Genomic DNA, 20,171 nt, shown 5'->3' on the forward strand with positions numbered 1-20,171 from the left:
GTGGCTGTGAGCTGGTTCACCAACTCCCGTACTCCTGCAACGCGCTGGGGTTTGCGCCGATACAACGGCAGGGTATCCGGACAAGACCGCTGTTAGGGGATCGCTGTAGGGCAGCCTGACACAGCAAATATTGGTTAGGGGTCAGTCCCTTATATGATTGCTCGGACCGCACTGGTCCTGGACATCATGCCCTGATCTGGGTAGGGCCGGGTCCTGGCTCGATGCGAGAGGTGAATGCACTCGAATGGAAACTGCCCGTCGTTCCGCTCGTGGTAGCCGTCGCCGCAGGTCGGGCAGCCCCGTTTTCGGGCAGTTGCTCACCGCTGCGGTCGAGTCCGCCGCCACTGAGGTCGCGATCAGGTTCAATCCGACGGGAGATCCCGCCGATGATCGCGAGTTGACCTACGCCGAGTTGGACTCGGCGTCCTCGCGGCTGGCGAGGGAGTTGATCGAGCGTGGTGTGGGTCCGGGCGATGTGGTCGCCATCGGTATCGCGCGCAGTGTGGAGTCGGTGTCGGCGGTGTGGGCGATCGCGAAGACCGGTGCCGCCTATGTGCCGGTGGATCCGATGTACCCGGCCGACCGGATCAACCACATCGTCTCCGATTCCGGTGCGACGGTGGGTCTGACCACTTCGGCGCACCGTGCCGTGCTCGGCACCGAGCTGCACTGGGTGGAGTTGGATGATCCGGTGCAGGCCGCGCAGATCGCGGCGCGCCCGGGGCACCCTATTTCCTACACCGATCGGGTTCGGCCGCTGGATGAGCGGCACCCGGCCTACATCATCTACACCTCGGGGTCGACGGGCAAGCCCAAGGGTGTCGTGGTGTCGCATGGTGGCCTTGCCGGGTTGGTGGCGGCTGAACGCGCGCATTATGGGGTGACTGGGGAATCGCGGGTGTTGCATGTGTGCTCGCCGAATTTCGATGTTTCGGTGCTGGAGTTGCTGCTGGCGTTCTCTTCTGGGGCGATGTTGGTGATCGCGCCGCCGTCGGTGTTCGGTGGGCATGAACTGTCGGATCTGTTGCGGCGTGAGCATGTCACGCACATGTTGATCACTCCGGGTGCACTGGAATCGGTGGACCCGACGGGGCTGGACGATCTGCGGGTCGTGGTGGTGGCCGGGGACAAGTTCGGTCCGGAGCTGGTCGGCCGGTGGGCCGGTGAGCGGGAGTTCTACAACGGTTACGGGCCTACCGAGGCGACGATTCTGGCCACGAGTACCGCGGTGATGGTGCCGGGTGATCCGATCACGATCGGTTCGGCGATCGCGGGAGTCGGTGCGTTCGTCCTTGATTCACGGCTGCGTCCGGTGCCCGCGGGGGTGGTGGGTGAGTTGTATCTGTCGGGTGCGGCGTTGGCGCAGGGTTATCTCGGGCGGCCGGGGTTGACCGCGGAGCGGTTCGTGGCCAGCCCGTTCGGTGCTGAGATCGGTAATCCCGGCGCGAGGCTGTATCGCACCGGAGATCTGGTGCGCCGCACCGAATCCGGTGGTGAGGGTGGCGTCATCGAGTATTTGGGGCGTTCGGATTTTCAGGTGAAGGTCCGTGGGTTCCGTATCGAGCTCGGTGAGATCGATAACGCGTTGACCGCACATCCGGACATCGACTTCGCGGCGACGCTCGGTAAGACGCTGCCGTCGGGGGCGACCGCTCTGGTGTCTTACGTGCTGCCGAGCGCAGGGGCCGACGTCGACACCGGTGTGCTCGCCGAGTTCCTCTCGGAGTCGTTGCCCGGGTATATGGTTCCGGCCGCCATCATGGTGCTGGATGAGATCCCGTTGACCCCGGTCGGCAAACTCGACCGTGCGGCGCTACCCGAACCCGTCTTCGCCGCACGCGCGTTCCGCGCGCCCTCGACTCCGGTCGAAGAGATCGTCGCCGAGGTGTTCGCCGCGCTGCTGGTGCCCGAGGAGGACGGCCGGGTCGGCGCGGATGACGACTTCTTCGAGCTCGGCGGTAATTCGCTGCTCGCCGCGCAGGCCGCGGCGCGAATCGGTTCCGCGCTGGATGTGCGGGTTCCGGTGCAGTTGCTGTTCGAGGCGACCACCGTCGCCGCGCTCGCCGAACGCGTGGAACAGCACACGGGTTCGGCCCCGGGCCAGGCGCTCCAAGCGCGTCCGCGCAAGGGGCGGGTGCCGTTGTCGTATGCCCAGCAGCGTATGTGGTTTCTGAACCGTTTCGATCCGGCCAGCGCGGTGAACAACATTCCGACCGCGGTGCGTCTGTCGGGTCGGCTCGATGTCGATGCGTTGCGGGCAGCGGTGGGTGATCTCGCGGAGCGGCACGAGGTGCTGCGCACCGTCTACCCGGAGGTCGACGGCGAGGGCTACCAGCTGGTGCTGCCGATGGGTGACCCGCGTGCCGTGCCGGAGTTCGTGGTCGAGCAGGCCGACGAGGCCGCGGTGCCCGCGCTCGTCGCTGCCGCGGTGACGGAGGGCTTCGACGTGACCACCGCGCCGCCCATGCGGGTGCGCCTGCTCGCGTTGAGTGCGACCGAGCACGTGCTGATCTGCGTGGTGCACCACATCGCAGGCGACGGGTTCTCGATGGGCCCGTTGACTCGTGACCTGATGCACGCGTACGTGGACCGGATGCGCGGCGTTGCACCGGGATGGCCCGCGCTCGAGGTGCAGTACGCCGACTATGCGATGTGGCAGCGTGAGGTCCTCGGCGCCGAGGAGGACCCGGATTCGGTACTGGCGCAGCAGATCGCGTTTTGGCGTACCGAGCTGGCCGGGTTGACTGAGCAGTTGGAGTTGCCTACCGATCGTGCGCGTCCCGCGGTCGCGTCTCACCGTGGTGCGACGGTTGGTTTCGAGATCGACGCCGATGTGCATGCGGCATTGAGTCGTCTTGCCCACAGCCATAATTCGACGCTGTTCATGGTGGTCCACGCGGCGTTGGCGGTGCTGTTGGCCCGGTTGTCGGGTACCCGCGATATCGCGGTGGGTACCCCGATCGCGGGGCGTGGTGAGGCCGCGCTGGATGATCTGGTCGGTATGTTCGTCAACACGCTGGTGTTGCGTACCGAGATCGATTCCGGTGCGCGTTTCGATCAACTGCTGCGTGCGGTGCGTGCGGTCGATGTCGCGGCGTTCGGTCACGCCGATGTGCCGTTCGAGCGGCTGGTGGAGTTGCTGGACCCGGCACGTTCGGCAGGCCGGCACCCACTGTTCCAGGTGATGTTGACCTTCCAGAACCTGGCGCGCACAGAGCTGGAACTGCCAGGCCTTTCGGTGTCGGGGGTAGACCCGGCCGTGCCGCTGGCCAAGTTCGACCTACAACTGACACTGGTCGAGAACATCGACCGGCGAGGCGAAGCGCATGGCATCTCAGCGGCGTTCACCTATGCCACCGACCTCTTCGATCAAGCAACCGTGCACGACTTCGCCGACCGCTTCGGACGCATCCTGGCCGCGGTGGCGTCGAATTCCGAGGTGACCGTCGGTGACATCGATCTGCTCGTGCCGGAGGAGCGTGCGCGGGTGCTGGTCGAGTGGAACGATACTGCGCGTTCGTTGCCGGTTGGGACGTTGGTTTCGTTGTTCGACGCGCAGGTCGCGGTGTCGCCGGATGCGGTGGCGTTGGTGTTCGAGGACGAGCGGTTGACTTACCGTGCGTTGCAGGAACGCGTCAACCGGGTTGCCAGGCACCTGATCGGTGTGGGTGTCGGGCCGGGAGCGGTGGTCGCGTTGGCGATCAGGCGTTCGACGGAATTGGTCGTCGCGATGTATGCGGTGGTGCAGGCCGGTGCGGCGTATGTGCCGTTGGATCCAGACCAGCCCGCCGAGCGGATCAACTACATCGTCGAGACCGCACGACCGCGGATGGTTCTGCACAGGTCCGTAGACGAGTTCGGTTTCGATCCGCTACCGGGAGTGGCGGTGTTGTCGGTCGAGGACATCGAAGCCGCGCCGGGGTTCGCTACCGGCAGTGGTGCACCGATCACCGACAGCGAGCGCACGCGACCATTGCTGCCCGAGCACACCGCGTATGTGATCTTCACGTCGGGCTCGACCGGTCGTCCGAAGGGTGTGGCGGTCAGTCATGCCGCGATCGTGAACCGTTTGTTGTGGATGCAGCACGAGTATCCGATCGGCCCCCAGGACGCGGTGCTGCAGAAGACACCGGCCACGTTCGATGTGTCGGTGTGGGAGTTCTTCTGGCCGTTGCAGACCGGTGCCCGGCTGGTGGTCGCGCGTCCTGACGGGCACCGTGACCCGGTGTATCTGCTCCGGGTCATCGCGGAGCAGCGTATTACCACCGCGCATTTCGTGCCGTCGATGCTTTCGGTGTTCGTTTCTACCCTGGGCAATGAGAAAGGCGTCGGTGTACCCGCGCCGGGTCTGCGCCAGGTGTTCGCTTCCGGTGAGGCGTTGCCGGCGGTGACCGCGCAACGGTTGCGTGAGTTGACCGGTGCGCGTCTGCACAATCTGTACGGCCCGACCGAGGCCGCGGTCGATGTGACTTTCCACGAGGTGACCGAAGCCGATACCGCGTCGGTACCGATCGGTGCCGGGGTGTTCAACACGCGGGTGTTCGTGCTGGATTCACGGTTGCATCCGGTGCCGGTAGGTGTCGCGGGTGAACTGTATCTGGCGGGTACGCAGTTGGCGCAGGGCTATGTGGCTCGCCCGGATCTGACGGGTGAGCGTTTCGTGGCGAACCCGTTCGGTGACGGCGAACGTATGTACCGCACCGGTGATCTGGTGGCCTGGACCGGCAACGGTGAGCTGGAGTATTTGGGCCGCACCGATTTCCAGGTGAAGTTGCGTGGTCTGCGTATCGAGCTCGGTGAGATCGAGTCGGCGTTGACGGCGTCGGACTCCGTGGCGCAGGCGGTTGTGGTGGTGCGTCCGGATGATCGTCTCGGCGATCAGCTGGTCGCCTACCTGGTCGCGGACCCGGGCCGCGTGGTCGATATCGAGTCGGTGAAGGCCGCGCTGGGCGGACAACTACCCGCGTATATGGTGCCGTCGGCCTATCTGGTGCTCGATGAGTTCCCGCTCAATGTATCGGGCAAGTTGGACCGTAAAGCGTTGCCTGCCCCGAGTTTCGAGGCCAGAGTATTTCGTGCGCCGGTCACACCGGTACAGGAGATCGTGGCCGAAACCTTCGCCGAGGTGCTCGGTGTCGAACGAGTCGGCTTGGATGACGATTTCTTCGCTCTCGGCGGTAATTCGCTGATCGCGACCAGGGTGGTCGCGCGGATCAATGAGGCGTTGGACGCGAACGTCGCGGTGCGCGAGTTGTTCGAGGCGTCCACCGTCGCTGCGTTGGCCGCCCGCGTGACGCCCGGTACCGGTGGTGGTGCACGTCCGCAGCTCGCCCGCGCTGAGCGGGTGGAGTTGGTGCCGTTGTCGTTGGCGCAGCAGCGGATGTGGGTGCTCAATCAGTTCGATCCGGCTTCGCCTGCGTACAACATCCCGTTGGCGATCCGGTTGACGGGTGTGCTGGATGTCTCGGCGTTGGGTTATGCCATGGCGGATGTGCTGGAGCGGCATGAGTCGCTGCGTACGCGTTATCCGGTGCGTGGGCCGGGTGGGTTGCCGTATCAGGAAGTCTTGTCGGTGGCTGAGGCGCTGCCGGGTGGGCTGGAGGTGGCGGTCACCGATGACCCGGTCGGTCGGGTTACCGAGCTGATGGCAACCGGGTTCGATGTGACCGAGCAGGTTCCGGTGCGTGCTCTGCTACTGGAGTCCGGGGCGGATGAGCATCTGCTGGCTGTGGTCGCGCATCACATCGCCGCCGATGGCGCGTCGATGGCGCCGCTGGCCCGTGATCTGATGACTGCTTACCTGGCCAGGATCGGTGGCAACTCGCCGCGTTGGTCGCCGTTGACGGTGCAGTATGGCGACTTCGCGATCTGGCAGCGCAGCGTGATCGGTACCGACGATGACGAGAATTCGGTGGCTGCCCGGCAGTTGGCGTACTGGCGTGACCAGCTCGACGGGTTGTCCGGTGAGCTGGAATTGCCGCTGGATCGTCCGCGTCCGGTGGTATCGACGATGCGTGGGGCCAACACCGGGTTCGTTGTTTCGGCCGAGGTGCATGAGGCATTGACCAGCCTTGCACGCGAACATAATTCGACGTTGTTCATGGTCGTTCACGCGGCGCTGGCTGTGCTGCTCGCGCGGTTGTCGGGAGACCCGGACGTAGCTATCGGCACGCCGATCGCGGGTCGTGGCGAGCGTGCGCTCGATGATCTGGTCGGCATGTTCGTCAACACCTTGACACTGCGCACGGCGGTGGAGTCGAGTCTGCCTTTCGTGGAGCTGGTCGATCGGGCGCGGGAGACCGATCTGACCGCGTTCGCCAACGCGGATATTCCGTTCGAGCGGGTAGTGGAGGTGGTCGCGCCCGGTCGGGCGACTACGCGCAGTCCGTTGTTCGGGGTGGTGCTGTCGTTCCAGAACAATGAGCAGCCGGTCTTGGAGTTGCCGGGGCTCACTGTCGCCGGGCTGGACGCGGGCATGGTCGCGGCGAAGTTCGACCTGCAGGTGAATGTCGATCCGCACCATCGCGAGGATGGTTCGTTCGGTGAGCTGGACACTGTCTTCACCTACGCCGTCGACATATTCGACGAGTCCACGGTCCAGTCGTTCGGGCGCAGGCTGGAACGGATCCTGACCGCTGTGGCCACCGACCCGAATGTCCTGGTCGGCGACATCGACATCCTCGACCAGGTGGAGCGGGAGCGAATGGCCGCCGCGGCTGAATCGGTGGCTGTCGAACCGCCGGTGGCGACTGCGGGCACGGCGTTGACCCAGGCGCTGGCGGCCGCTGTGGAAGACGATCCGGAGGGCCCGGCGGTGGTTTCCGGCGAGGACATCCTGTCGTATCAGGATCTGGATGCTCGTTCGTCGCGGTTGGCGCGGGTGCTGATCGGGCGTGGTTGCGGGCCGGGTACGGGTGTCGCGGTGCTGCTCGAGCGCGGTATCGAGGCGATGATCACCGCCTGGGCTGTGCTGAAGGCGGGTGCGGCGGTGGTGCCGGCGGCCACACTCGACGCGGCGCTGCCGGACGGGCTGGAGATCAAGGTCGGGCTCACGCTCGGTGCCGCACAGTCCACCGGCGAGGTGGACTGGCTCACGCTCGATGATCCCGGCGTCGCCGCCGAGATCGCCGCCGAGTCGCCGCGCCCGGTGACCTACGCACACCGCACCCGTGCGCTGCGCGGCAGCGACCCGGCGTTCGTCGGAGAGCAGGTGCTCAGCTACGACAGCCTGGCCACGGCGGTCGGCCGGTTGCGGGCGCGGACCGAGCTGACCTTCGAATCACGCACCTTCCAGCACGGCAGCCCGCAGGCGCCGGCTGCGCTGGTCGAGGTGGTCGCCGCCGGATCGGTCGGTGCATCGGTGGTCCTCATGTGGGAAGGCGACGTGACTACCGAGTCGCTCGCCGATGAATGGGTGACCCATTTGGTGACCGATCGGGCCGGGCTCGACGCGCTCGACCCCACCGCATTGGAGGATTTGCGGGCTGTGGTGCTCGACAACGGTGTCGGCGCTGTTCTCGAGGCTCCCTGGACCCAGGTGGATTCGATCGTGGAACTCAGCGAGTTGCTCGACATGGAGTGATGCTGTTCCCCCCGTCACGGGCAAGCCCTAGGTATGTGACTATGGTGACGAGCGGTCGGTTTGCAAGGTTTCCCGCTGGAAACGTGTCATAGAAGTGTTCTATAGCGGCAGGATGTGCAGAGTTTTTATGATTCGCTTGTCGGAAAATAGTCTGCAGGCCCATGGGTGGGGACCCAGGAAGCGGAAAGCGGGGGTCGCGTGACCCTGCCGACGCGGGTGCGCCCCACGCGCACGAGGCGACCCAGGGTCACTACGCTTCCGCAGTTGTTGGCGACGGCGGTTGAGGCGAATCCGACTGGTGTTGCGGTTGTTTTTGCTGATGCGGTGGGTGTGTTGGCGCGGTTGAGTTATGCGGAGTTGGATGAGCGGTCGACTCGGTTGGCTCGGTTGTTGATCGGTTGGGGTGTGGGGCCGGAGGATCTTGTTGCGGTGGGGATTCCGCGTTCGGTTGATTCTGTGGTTGCGGTGTGGGCGGTGGCTAAGACTGGTGCGGGGTTTGTGCCGGTGGATTCGAATTATCCGGTTGATCGGGTTGAGCATATGGTGCGGGATTCGGGGGTGGTGTTGGGTTTGACTGTTGGGGGTGTGGTGGATGGGTTGCCTGGTGGTGTGGAGTGGTTGGTTATCGATTCCGATGTTTTTGTGCGTGAGTTGGAGGGTTATTCGGTCGAGCCGGTCACTTATGCGGATCGGTTACGGCCGTTGCGGGCGGAGCATCCGGCGTATGTGATTTACACCTCGGGTTCGACGGGTGTCCCGAAGGGTGTTGTGGTGACCCAGGCGGGGTTGGCGGGTTTGTGTGTGGAGCAACGTGACCGGTATCGGGTGAGCGAGGTGTCACGGACGTTGCATTTCGCGTCGCCGTCGTTCGATGCGTCGGTGTTGGAGTTGTTGCTCGCGGTTGGTGGTGCGGCGACGATGGTGGTGGTGGCGCCGACGGTTTACGGTGGCGATGAGTTGGCTGTGTTGTTGGGGAGGGAAGGGGTGACGCATGCGTTCGTCACGCCTGCCGCGTTGGCTTCGGTGGATCCTGCTGGTCTCGAGGAGTTACGGGTTGTCGTGGTGGGTGGGGAGGCGTGTCCGTCGGAGTTGGTGCGTCGTTGGGTGATTCCGATTCCTGGTGGTGAGCGTGAGTTCTATAACGCTTACGGGCCGACCGAGGCGACGGTCGCGACGAATATCAGTGCGTCGTTGCTGCCGGGTGTGGCGGTGATGATCGGTGCGCCGATCCGGGCGGTCACCGAGTATGTGTTGGATGACCGTTTGGTCGCGGTCCCGGTTGGTGTGGTCGGTGAGTTGTATATCGCTGGACCGCAATTGGCTCGTGGTTACCGGCAACGACCTGGTCTGACGGCTGGGCGTTTCGTGGCGAACCCGTTCGATGTGAATGGTTCCCGGCTTTATCGCACCGGTGACTTGGTGCGCTGGAGCGCCGATGGCGAGTTGGAGTATTTGGGCCGTAACGACTTCCAGGTGAAGATCCGCGGTTTCCGTATCGAGTTGGGCGAGATCGATGCTGTGCTCACCGACCATGAAAGCGTCGATTTCGCTGTCACGGTCGGGCACCGGTTGGACAGCGGGGCGACGATCCTCGTGTCCTATGTACACGCGATGGGTGGGCACTCGATCGATGTCGGTGGGTTGATCGCGCATGCCGAACGCAGCCTGCCCGCGCATATGGTGCCGACCTCGGTCATGGTGCTGGAAGAGGTCCCGCTGACTCCCGCGGGCAAGTTGGACCGTGCGGCGCTACCCACACCACACCTGCAGGCCAGGATGTTCCGTGCACCGGTGGGGCCGTGGGAAGAGTTGGTCGGGGAGGTGTTCGGTGAATTACTCGGCGTGGGTGAGCGGGTCGGTGCGGACGACGATTTCTTCGAGCTCGGCGGTAACTCGCTGATCGCGACGCAGGTCGCGGCTCGGCTCGGCGCGTCGGTCGGTGTGCGGATACCCGCCCGGATAGTTTTCGGGGCACCCACGGTCGCCTTACTCGCTGCGCGGCTCGCCGAATTCGAAGGCGGCCCAGCACGTCGCGCGTTGGTTGCGGTGCAGCGCCCGCAACAAATCCCGTTGTCGTTGGCGCAGCAGCGGATGTGGTTTCTGAATCAGTTCGATACCGGTTCCGCGGTGAACAATATTCCGTTCGCGATCCGGTTGTCGGGTGCGTTGGACGTCGCGGCGTTACAGGCGGCGGTCGTGGATGTGATCGAGCGTCACGAGTCGTTGCGGACGGTGTATCCGGCGGTGGACGGTTCGGGATATCAGGTGGTTGTGCCTGCGGCCCAGACGGTCGCGGACCTGACACCCACACCGATCACCGAGCACGAACTCCTGGACTGGTTACGCGGATACGCCTCGACCGGGTTCGACGTCGCGGCCGAAGTGCCTGTGCGCCTGTCGCTGGCCCGGCTCGGTAACGATGACTACGTTCTCGCTGTGGTGGTGCACCACATCGCCGCCGATGGCACCTCGATCGCTCCGCTGGTACGTGATCTGATGACCGCCTACCTCGCGCGTCGCGCCGCCACCGCACCCGGCTGGGCTGCGCTGCCGGTGCAGTACGCGGACTACACCCTGTGGCAGCGCGCGGTCCTGGGCCAGGAGAACGACCCGGACTCGGTGGCCGCGGCGCAGATCGCTTTCTGGCGTGCGGGCCTCGCGGGCGTTGCGGGTCGGCTCGACCTCCCGATGGACCGCCCGCGACCCACACACGCCTCGGGGCGCGGCGCGGTGTTCACCTTCCTACTCGACACACCGATCAGAGCAGGGCTCGACGATCTCGCCCACGCCAGTGGTGCTTCATTGTTCATGGTGGTGCACAGCGCTTTCGCCGTGTTACTGGCCCGACTGTCCGGTATCGGCGATATCACCATCGGTACACCGGTCGCTGGGCGCGGCGAGCCCGAACTCGACGGGCTGGTCGGCATGTTCGTCAACATGCTGGCACTACGGACCGTGGTCGATCCCGCATCGTCGTTCCGCGACCTGCTCGAAACGACCATAGAAACCGATCTCGCGGCGTTTTCCCATGCCGAGTTACCGTTCGAGCGGCTGGTCGAGGTCCTGGACCCGCCACGTTCGCAAGCACACCACCCACTGTTCCAGGTGGCGTTGTTCTTCCAAAACATGGATCAGGCACAACTCGAACTACCAGACCTGTCGGTGAACACCGTCGAATTCGACAACACAGCCGCCAAATTCGACCTACAACTCACCATCACACCACAACAAGGCCCCGACACAGGCCTCACCGGCATGTTCACCTACGCCACCGACCTATTCGACCAGACGACTGTGCAAGGGTTCGCGCAGCGGTTCACTCGTTTGCTGGGGGAGATCCTCACCGCGCCACACACTCCGGTAGGTGATCTGGAACTGCTGGCGCCTGCTGAGCAGGGTCGGATCCTGCACGAATGGAACGATACGAAGCATCCGGTCCACTCCGGGTTGCTGCTGGATGGGTATCGGCGTGCGGTGGCTGCCGATCCGGGCGCGGTAGCGGTGGTGTTCGAGGGTGTCGAACTGACTTATGGTGAGTTCGACGCACGAGTGAACAGGCTTGCGCGGTTGCTGATCTCGCAGGGTGTGGGCGCGGAATCGTTGGTGGGGTTGGCCCTGCGGCGTTCACCCGACCTCGTGGTCGGCATGTATGCGATCGCCGCGGCGGGTGGGGCGTGGGTGCCGCTGGACCCCGACCAACCAGCCGAACGCATCGCACACATCCTGGACACCGCTCAACCGGCCTGTGTCGTGACGACCAGTACGGACGCGGTCACCGTGCCCGGCGATATCACCGTCCTCACGATGGACACACTGGACCTCGACCGATTCGACTCTTCCCCGGTGCGTGCTGGGGAACTACTGCGTCCGGTATCGCCGCAGCATCCGGCGTATGTGATTTTCACGTCGGGGTCGACAGGTCGGCCGAAGGGTGTGGCGGTATCGCATGCGGCGATCAACAACCAGATCGAGTGGATGTTGGCGCAATACCCACTCGGTCGGGGTGATGTGTATCTGCAGAAGACAGCGACAACGTTCGATGTGTCGTTGTGGGGTTATTTCATGCCGTTGCGGGCAGGCGCGAAACTGGTCGTCGCTACGCATGACGGGCACCGCGACCCTGCCTACGTCGCGGACACGATCACCGCGCAACGGGTCACGGTCACCGATTTCGTGCCCTCGATGCTGGCGGTATTCGCCACACAGTTGACCCCGGGGTCGGTTCCGACGCTGCGGGATGTTTTCGTGATCGGTGAAGCGCTGCCACCGGAAACAGTGACAGCCTGGCAGACCGTATCCGGTGCGGTACTGCACAACCTCTACGGTCCGACCGAGGCCGCGGTATCGGTCACCTACTGGCCCGCCGACGGGCGTGACGAGCGGACCGTACCGATCGGGCGCCCGCAATGGAACACCCAGGTGTATGTGCTGGACTCACGCCTGCGCCCGGTCCCGGCCGGGGTGCCCGGTGAGTTGTATCTGGCCGGTGACCAGCTGGCACGCGGTTATGTGACTCGACCGGATTTGACCGCGGACCGGTTCATCGCCAGCCCGTTCACGGCCGGTGAGCGGATGTACCGCACCGGTGACCTCGTGGTATGGCGCGCACCAGCAGGGGATCTCGCGCACCGGCTGGAATACATCGGGCGCACCGATTTCCAGGTGAAGTTCCGTGGACAACGCATCGAACTCGGCGAGATCGAAACCGCGTTGCTGACACAACCCGGCGTGAGCCAAGCAGTAGCAGTAGTCACCGGATCGAGCCTGGGCGACCAACTGGTGGCTTATGTGGTCGCCGCAGCGGGAGATCGGATCGATCCGGTCGCGCTACGGTCGAGGATCAGCGACATCCTTCCCACCTACATGGTTCCCGCGGCGGTCGTGGAGTTGGACGCGTTCCCGCTGAACACCAGCGGCAAACTCGACCGCAAAGCACTACCCGAGCCGGAGTTCGAAGCGAAGGTGTTCCGTGCACCCTCGACACCGGTCGAAGAGATCGTGGCGGGGGTGTTCGCTGACGTGCTCGGTATCGAGCGGGTCGGCGCGGATGATGACTTCTTCGCGCTCGGCGGCAACTCACTGGTTGCGACGAAGGCGGTGGCGCGGTTGGGGTCCGCGGTCGGTGCGCGAGTGCCGGTGCGGACCCTGTTCGAGACGCCGACCGTGTCCGCGCTTGCTACGGCGATCGAGTCGCGGACACATGGTGAGCGTGGTGTGGAGCTGGGCGGTGTTACTCGTCCAGAGCGGTTGCCGTTGTCGTTGGCGCAGCGGCGGATGTGGTTCCTCAATCGGTTCGATCAGGTTGATGATGCTGCGGCACAGGCTGGTTCGGCGGCCTACAACTTGCCGTTCGCGTTGCGTCTGATCGGCGATCTGGATGTATCCGCGCTGGGTGCGGCTTTGCGCGATGTGGTTGCGCGGCATGAGGTGTTGCGCACTGTGTATCCGGAGACTGTGGACGGTCCGGTCCAGGTCGTGCTACCCCCGGGACAAGTGGCGCTGGATGTCGCCCCACGAATGCTGGCCGAAACCGATGTGGCGAGCGCCGTTTATGACTTGGCCTCGACACCGTTCGACGTGACCGCCGACGTTCCGGTGCGAGCGGCCCTCATCCGGGTCGACGGGACTTCCGATACGTATGTGCTTGTCGTTGTGGTGCATCACATTGCGGCGGATGCGTCGTCGATGGGTCCGCTGGTGCGGGATGTGATGGTTGCGTATGCGGCGCGGATCTCTGGTGCGGCGCCGGGTTGGTCGCCGTTGCAGGTGCAGTACGCGGATTATGCGTTGTGGCAGCGTGCGGTGCTGGGTGAGGAGTCCGATCCGGAGTCCATTGCGGCGCAGCAGATCGGGTTCTGGCGTAGGCAGCTGGCTGATATGCCGGATCTGCTGGAGTTGCCGACGGATCGGTCGCGGCCTGTGGTGGCCTCGATGGTGGGTGCGCGGGTGGGCGTCGAGATCGACGCGGCGACGCATGCGGGGCTTGTGGAGCTGGCTCGTGCGCATGGTGCGACGTTGTTCATGGTGGTGCATGCGGCGTTCGCGGTGTTGCTGGCTCGGTTGTCGGGTTCCGACGACATCGCGATCGGTACGCCTGTGGCGGGTCGTGGTGAGCGTGAGCTCGATGATTTGATCGGTATGTTCGTCAATACTGTGGTTTTCCGGACGCGGTTCGAGCCGGGTGAGTCGTTCACAGCGTTGCTGGGCAAACAGCGCGAGTCCGATTTGCAGGCCTTCGCACACGCTGATGTTCCGTTCGAGCGGTTGGTGGAGGTGTTGAATCCGCCGCGGTCGACGGCGCATCATCCGTTGTTCCAGGTGGGGTTGTCATTCCAGAACGTCGCGCGCGCCGCCCTGGAGTTGCCCGGGCTGGTGGTATCCGGTGTGGATGCGGATTTGGATGTGTCGCAGTTCGACCTGCATTTGATTGTGGGTGACGCCTATGGCAAGTCGGGTGTGCCTGCTGGTATCGGTGGGTTCTTCACGTATGCCACTGATCTTTTCGATGCCGCGACAGTGGAGGGTTTCGCGGCTCGGTTGTCGCGGATCCTCGCGGCTGTGGTCGCCGACGCCAATGCTGTGGTCGGAGATATCGACCTTCTCACCGAGACCGAGCGCACCGATGTGCTCTCGATGTGGAACGCGACCGGGCAGCACGTCGACGACGGCGCGACACTGGTCTCGCTGCTCGACGCGAGTGTGGCCGCCGACCCGCGCTCCGTCGCGCTCGTGGCCGATCTGCCCGACGGCGAGCGGGCCGAGCTGACCTACTCTGAACTCGATGTTCGGGTGAATCGTCTTGCCCGCTACCTGATTTCCGCCGGTGTTGGCCCGGAGTCGCGGGTTGGGTTGGCGTTGCGGCGATCGGTGGATCTGGTCGTCGCGATGTACGCGGTGGCGAAGTCGGGTGGTGCGTACGTGCCGATCGATCCTGATCAAGCTGCTGAGCGCACGAGCTACATTCTCGAGTCTGCTGCTCCCGTGTGCGTGCTGACCGATGCCGACGCGGAATTCGACACGGATGCAGCGCCGTTGGTGCGGATCGATGAACTCGAGCTCGAGGGGCTGGACAAAACACCGGTTACCGACGCCGATCGTGTGGCGCCCCTGCGCCCGCAGAACACGGCGTATGTGATTTTCACCTCGGGCTCGACGGGTCGCCCGAAGGGCGTGGCCGTGTCGCACGCGGCGATCGCGAATCAGTTGCAGTGGAAGCGGATCGAGTTCGGTCTCGATGCGGCTGATGCGATTTTGTTGAAGACTGCGGCGACATTCGATTTGTCGGTGTGGGAGTTCTGGTCGGCCGCGGTCTGTGGTGGTCGTTCGGTGATCGCCGCACCGGATGGTCATCGTGATCCGGCGTACCTGAACGAGTTGATGACGCGTGAGTGGGTGACCACGCTGCACGCGGTGCCCTCGATGCTCGACGCATTGACGACGAACGAGTTTCCGAGTTCGCTATGGCGGGTGCTGGCCATCGGTGAGGCGTTGCCAGGTCCGCTGGCGCAGCGGTTCCTGCGGGAATACCCCCGTACCGAGTTGTTCAACTTGTATGGTCCGACCGAGGCGGCGGTGTCGATTACCAGTCACCAGGTGACCGAGGCCGACCAGGCATCGGTGTCCATTGGTGCGCCGGAGTGGAACAGCCGGGTTTTTGTGTTAGACGCACGTTTGCGGCCGGTGCCGGTGGGTGTGTCCGGTGAGTTGTATTTGGCGGGTGCGCAACTGGCTCGTGGGTATTTCGATCGTGCGGATTTGACGGCGGATCGGTTTGTGGCGAATCCGTTCGAGTCCGGTGCCCGGATGTACCGAACCGGTGACCTGGTGGCATGGACCGGTTCCGGTGAGCTCGAATACCGGGGTCGCGCCGATTTCCAGGTGAAGATTCGTGGTTTCCGTATCGAATTGGGTGAGATCGAGACGGCGCTCCTGGCGTTGCCGGAGGTCGCGCAGGCGGCGGTGGTCGCGAAGTCTGATCCGAAGACCGGTGATCGGCTTGTCGCGTACCTGGTTCCAGCCGAGGGCGACCTCGATGTGGCGCGAGTGAAAACAGTCCTCGGTGCCGCTTTGCCGTCGTACATGGTGCCCGGCGCTTTTGTCGAAATGGACGCTCTGCCGTTGAACGTGAACGGCAAACTGGACCGTAAAGCGCTGCCGGAGCCGGAATTCGAAGCCCAGGTATTCCGTGCTCCCTCGACGCCGATCGAGGAGATCGTCGCATCGGTGTACGGCGAAGTGCTCGGTGTGGAGCGTGTCGGCGTTGATGACGATTTCTTCGCCCTGGGTGGCAATTCGCTGCTGGCGACCCAGGTCGCAGCGCGTATCGGTGCAGCACTGGATTCCCGCGTCCCCGTGCGGACCCTCTTCGAAGCGGCGACCGTGGCCGGACTCGCGGCGAAGGTCGAGCAGCACGCGGGCAGTGGCGGGCACAACGCCCTTGTGGCCGGTCCGCGGCCGGAGCGGATCCCGTTGTCGCTGGCCCAGCAGCGCATGTGGTTCCTCAACCAGTTCGATACGGCGTCCTCGGTCTACAACATTCCCGTCGCCATCCGGCTCTCCGGCCCGCTGGATGTCGCCGCCCTGCACCAGGCGGTCGAAGATCTGGTGGCACGCCACGAGATCCTGCGCACCATGTACCCGCAGACACCACTCGGACCGGTGCAGCAGGTGCTCGCGCCGCACGAGGTGCCGATCCGGATCGCGCCGAGCCGAATCGACCCGTCCGATCTCGCCGCCGTGGTGACCCGAATGATCTCCGCGGGCTTCGACGTCACCACCGAGGTGCCGTTCCGCGCCGAGCTGTTCGAGGTGGCCGCCGAGAACGCGGATTGCCCCGCCGAGCATGTGCTCGCGTTCGTCGCCCACCACATCAGCTCCGACGGCTGGTCCATGGGTCCGCTCACCAGGGATCTCGTGCTGGCCTACGGCGCGCGCAGCCGAGGCGAGATTCCGTCCCTGGCCCCGCTGCCGATCCAGTACGCCGACTACAGCCTTTGGCAGCGCGAAGTGCTCGGGGCCGAAGACGACCCGGCGAGCCTGATCGCCCAGCAAGCCGAGTACTGGCGCACCACTCTGGCCGCCCTTCCGGACGAACTGCCGCTGCCCATGGATCGGCCCCGGCCCGCTCTGGCCTCCTATCGCGGAGCAACGCTGGACTTCGCCATCGATCCTGACCTGCACGCCAGCCTCGATCGCCTTGCCCAGCAGCATAATTCGACACTGTTCATGGTGGTGCACGCAGCGCTGGCGGTGCTGCTGACCCGGGTGTCGGCCACCTCGGACATCGCCATCGGCACCCCGGTGGCGGGCCGTGGTGCGGCCGAACTCGACGACCTGATCGGCATGTTCGTCAATACGCTGGTACTGCGCACCGAGATCGATCCGGGCACGCCGTTCGACGCGCTGCTCGCCGAGGTCCGCCGGACCGACGTCGCGGCGTTCGGCCACGCGGATCTGCCCTTCGAGCGCCTGGTCGAGCTGCTCGATCCGGTCCGGTCGGCGGCACGCCATCCGCTGTTCCAGGTGATGCTCGTCCTGCAGAACCTCGCGCCGACCGCGCTCGAACTGCCCGGGCTCACCGTGTCCGGCATCGATCCGCAGGTGCATTCGGCCAAGTTCGACCTTCAGCTCACTCTCGCGGAACAGCCCAACGCGCGGGGCATCTCCGTGACGGTCACCTACGCGACCGATCTGTTCGACGCCGCCACCGTGCAGGATTTCGCCGACCGGTTCCTGCGGATCCTCGCGGTGGTGGCGTCCGACCCCACCGCGGTCGTCGGCGACGTCGACGTGCTCGCCCCCGGCGAGCACGAACAGGTTCTGCACGAATGGAATTCGCCGGGAGCCTGGGTGCCGGGCACGACGCTGCCCGACCTGATCACGGAGCAGGCCTGGCGACGGCCGGACGCGGTCGCGCTCCGTTTCGGTGATACCGCGCTGACCTTCGGTGAGTTGCAGCGTCGGGCGAATCGGGTGGCTCGTGCGTTGATCGCGCAGGGTGCGGGTCCGGAATCGTTGGTTGCGGTTGCGGTTGCGCGTACCGAGGAGTTGCCGGTCGCGCTGTTGGCGGTGCTGACGGCGGGTGCGGCGTATCTGCCGATCGACACCACGTACCCGGCGCAGCGGTTGGAGTTCATGCTCGCCGACGCCGCACCGGTCTGTGTGCTGACCACCGCGGACGAGCGCAGCGATCTGCCCGCAGGCGATCTGCCCGTCGTGCTGCTTACGGACGCGGAGACCTGGTCCGACGCCCCGATCAGCGATGCGGATCGCATCGCGCCGCTGCGGCCGGACAACCTGGCATACGTCATCTACACGTCAGGTTCGACCGGTGTGCCCAAGGGCGTGGGTGTCGCACACCGCAACGTGGTGGAGCTGGTCGCGAACACCCAGCCGCTGTTCGGGTTCGACGAGAGCGACGTGTGGACGCTGTTCCATTCCTTCGCGTTCGACTTCTCGGTGTGGGAGCTGTGGTGCGCGCTGGTTCACGGCGGCTCGGTGGTCGTGGTCGACTATGTGACGTCGCGTTCGCCGGAACTGTTCCGCGAGTTGCTGATTCGCGAACAGGTCACGGTGCTGAACCAGACGCCGTCGGCGTTCTATCAGCTGGTGGAGGCCGACCGGGCTTCCTCTGCCGCAGGCGATCTCGCGCTGCGCTACGTGGTGTTCGGCGGCGAGGCGCTTGACCTGCGCAAGCTCGGACGCTGGTACGAACGGCACGGTCGTGCGACCCGTCTGGTGAACATGTACGGCATCACCGAGACGACGGTGCACGTCTCCTTCCTTCCGCTGGACGAGCGGGACGCACACGATCCGGCCAGCGTCATTGGCCAGGCCATCCCCGGCCTGGACGCCTACGTCCTCGATCGGCGGCTGCACCCTGCACCCGTGGACGTGCCCGGCGAGATCCACGTGGTCGGCGCGCAGCTGTCCCGCGGCTACCTGGGCAGGCCGGGTCTCACCGCGACTCGCTTCGTCGCGAACCCGTTCGGAGCGCCCGGGTCCCGGATGTACCGCACCGGCGACGTCGGCCGGTGGCGGGACGGCGAGGGACCGGCCGCACTGGAATACGCCGGACGCAGTGACCAGCAGGTGCAGCTGCGCGGCTTCCGCATCGAGCTCGGCGAGATCGAGTCGGCGCTGCTGCGCTGCACCGGCGTCGGCCAAGTGGTCGCGCTCGTGCGCTCCGACGACCGGTCCGGAGAGCGTCTCGTGGGCTATGTGGTGCCCGACGGTTCTGGTGGCATCGACCCGGTGATCGTTCGTTCCCAGGTCGCCCAGTTCCTTACCGGATACATGGTGCCGGACGCTGTCGTCGTGCTGGACGCGCTGCCGCTGACCCCGAACGGGAAGCTGGACCGCAAGGCGCTGCCCGCGCCGGAGTTCGTCAGCGCGATCTCCTACCGAGCACCGGAGACGGCGACCGAACGGGCCGTGGCCGAAGCGTTCGTCGAACTGCTCGGCGCGGAAAAGGTCGGCCTCGACGACGACTTCTTCGCTCTGGGTGGCAACTCGCTGCTCGCGGCGCGGGCCGTCACCCGACTCCGTGACGCCACCGGCGCGACGGTGAGCGTGCAGTGGTTCTTCACCGACGCCACGGTGGCGGCCTTGGCCGCGCGCATCGATGAGGGCGGCGCTGAGGCCAACGCCGCACTGAACGTGCTGCTGCCGATCCGCGCGAGCGGTCCGGCGGCCCCGCTGTTCTGCCTCCACCCGATGTACGGCCTGGCCTGGTCGTACGCGGGCCTTGCCCGGTATCTTCCCGCCGAGCAGCCGATCTTCGGTTTGCAGTCGCCCGCGCTGTCGGAGGACGGCGAGCTGCCCGGATCGCTGGCCGAGCTGGCGCAGCGCTATCTGGCCGAGATCAGGGCGGTGCAACCGCACGGGCCGTACCGGCTGCTCGGCTGGTCGCTCGGTGGTGTGCTCGCCCACACGATCGCGACCCGGTTGCAGGCCGAGGGCGAGCAGGTGACGTTGCTGGCCATGATGGACAGCCATCCGAATCCGGACGTCGTCGGCTTCCGCGCGGCGGTGCGCGGTGCGCTGGCCGAACTCGGGCTCGGCGCCGGTCCGGACGTCGCGGACGACGATGTCTACGAACTGAGCGACGAGGCATTGGCCGCATTGCACGCCACGATTCCGGCGGAGTTGGTCACGGTGACCCCGGAGCGGCTGCGCCGGATCTATCGCAGCGCGGTCCGCTCGGCCGAGCTGATCGCCGAGCACCGTCCAGGGATGTTCCACGGCACGGTGGAGTACTTCAGCGCGGCCGTGGCCGACCCTGCCGACGAGCTGCGCGCCGCCGCGACGGACTGGCAGTCGTACGTGTCCGGCGCGGTCGTGGACCGGCCGATCGAGGTCACGCACGCTCGGATGGCGACACCCGAGGCGCTCGCCGCGCTCGGCCCGCAGCTGGCCGCACTGCTCGACCGTCGTCCGTAGCCGCGGACTGTCGACGTCGCCACCCGAATCGCGCGTCGACAGGGAATAATCACCCCCAGTCGTCGCAAGCGTCGTCCCGCGATCCGACTGCCCGCATGCCCGGTCGTGCTCGGCGTGCGTGCGTAGTCGGATTTGTAACGATGGGCAT

Annotated in this window: 2 protein-coding genes; both read left to right on the forward strand. The window is 65.5% G+C overall.

Annotated features, from left to right (window positions below; all coding sequences use genetic code 11):
* The first annotated feature begins 244 nt into the window (after window positions 1-244).
* On the forward strand, window positions 245-7,582 hold the full coding sequence (locus OHB12_RS28685) for a non-ribosomal peptide synthetase (RefSeq protein WP_327112456.1): 7,338 nt from the start codon (window positions 245-247) through the stop codon (window positions 7,580-7,582).
* 165 nt (window positions 7,583-7,747) lie between these two features.
* Window positions 7,748-20,023, forward strand: coding sequence for an amino acid adenylation domain-containing protein (locus tag OHB12_RS28690; protein ID WP_442799874.1), 12,276 nt, complete (start codon window positions 7,748-7,750; stop codon window positions 20,021-20,023).
* Window positions 20,024-20,171 lie beyond the last annotated feature (148 nt).

Origin of the sequence: Nocardia sp. NBC_01730 (genome assembly GCF_035920445.1) — a bacterium.
GTDB lineage: Bacteria > Actinomycetota > Actinomycetes > Mycobacteriales > Mycobacteriaceae > Nocardia.

Bases quoted from the DNA above. Each gene is read 5' to 3' on its own strand.
- OHB12_RS28685 (WP_327112456.1), top strand. From the start codon at position 245: ATGGAAACTGCCCGTCGTTCCGCTCGTGGTAGCCGTCGCCGCAGGTCG.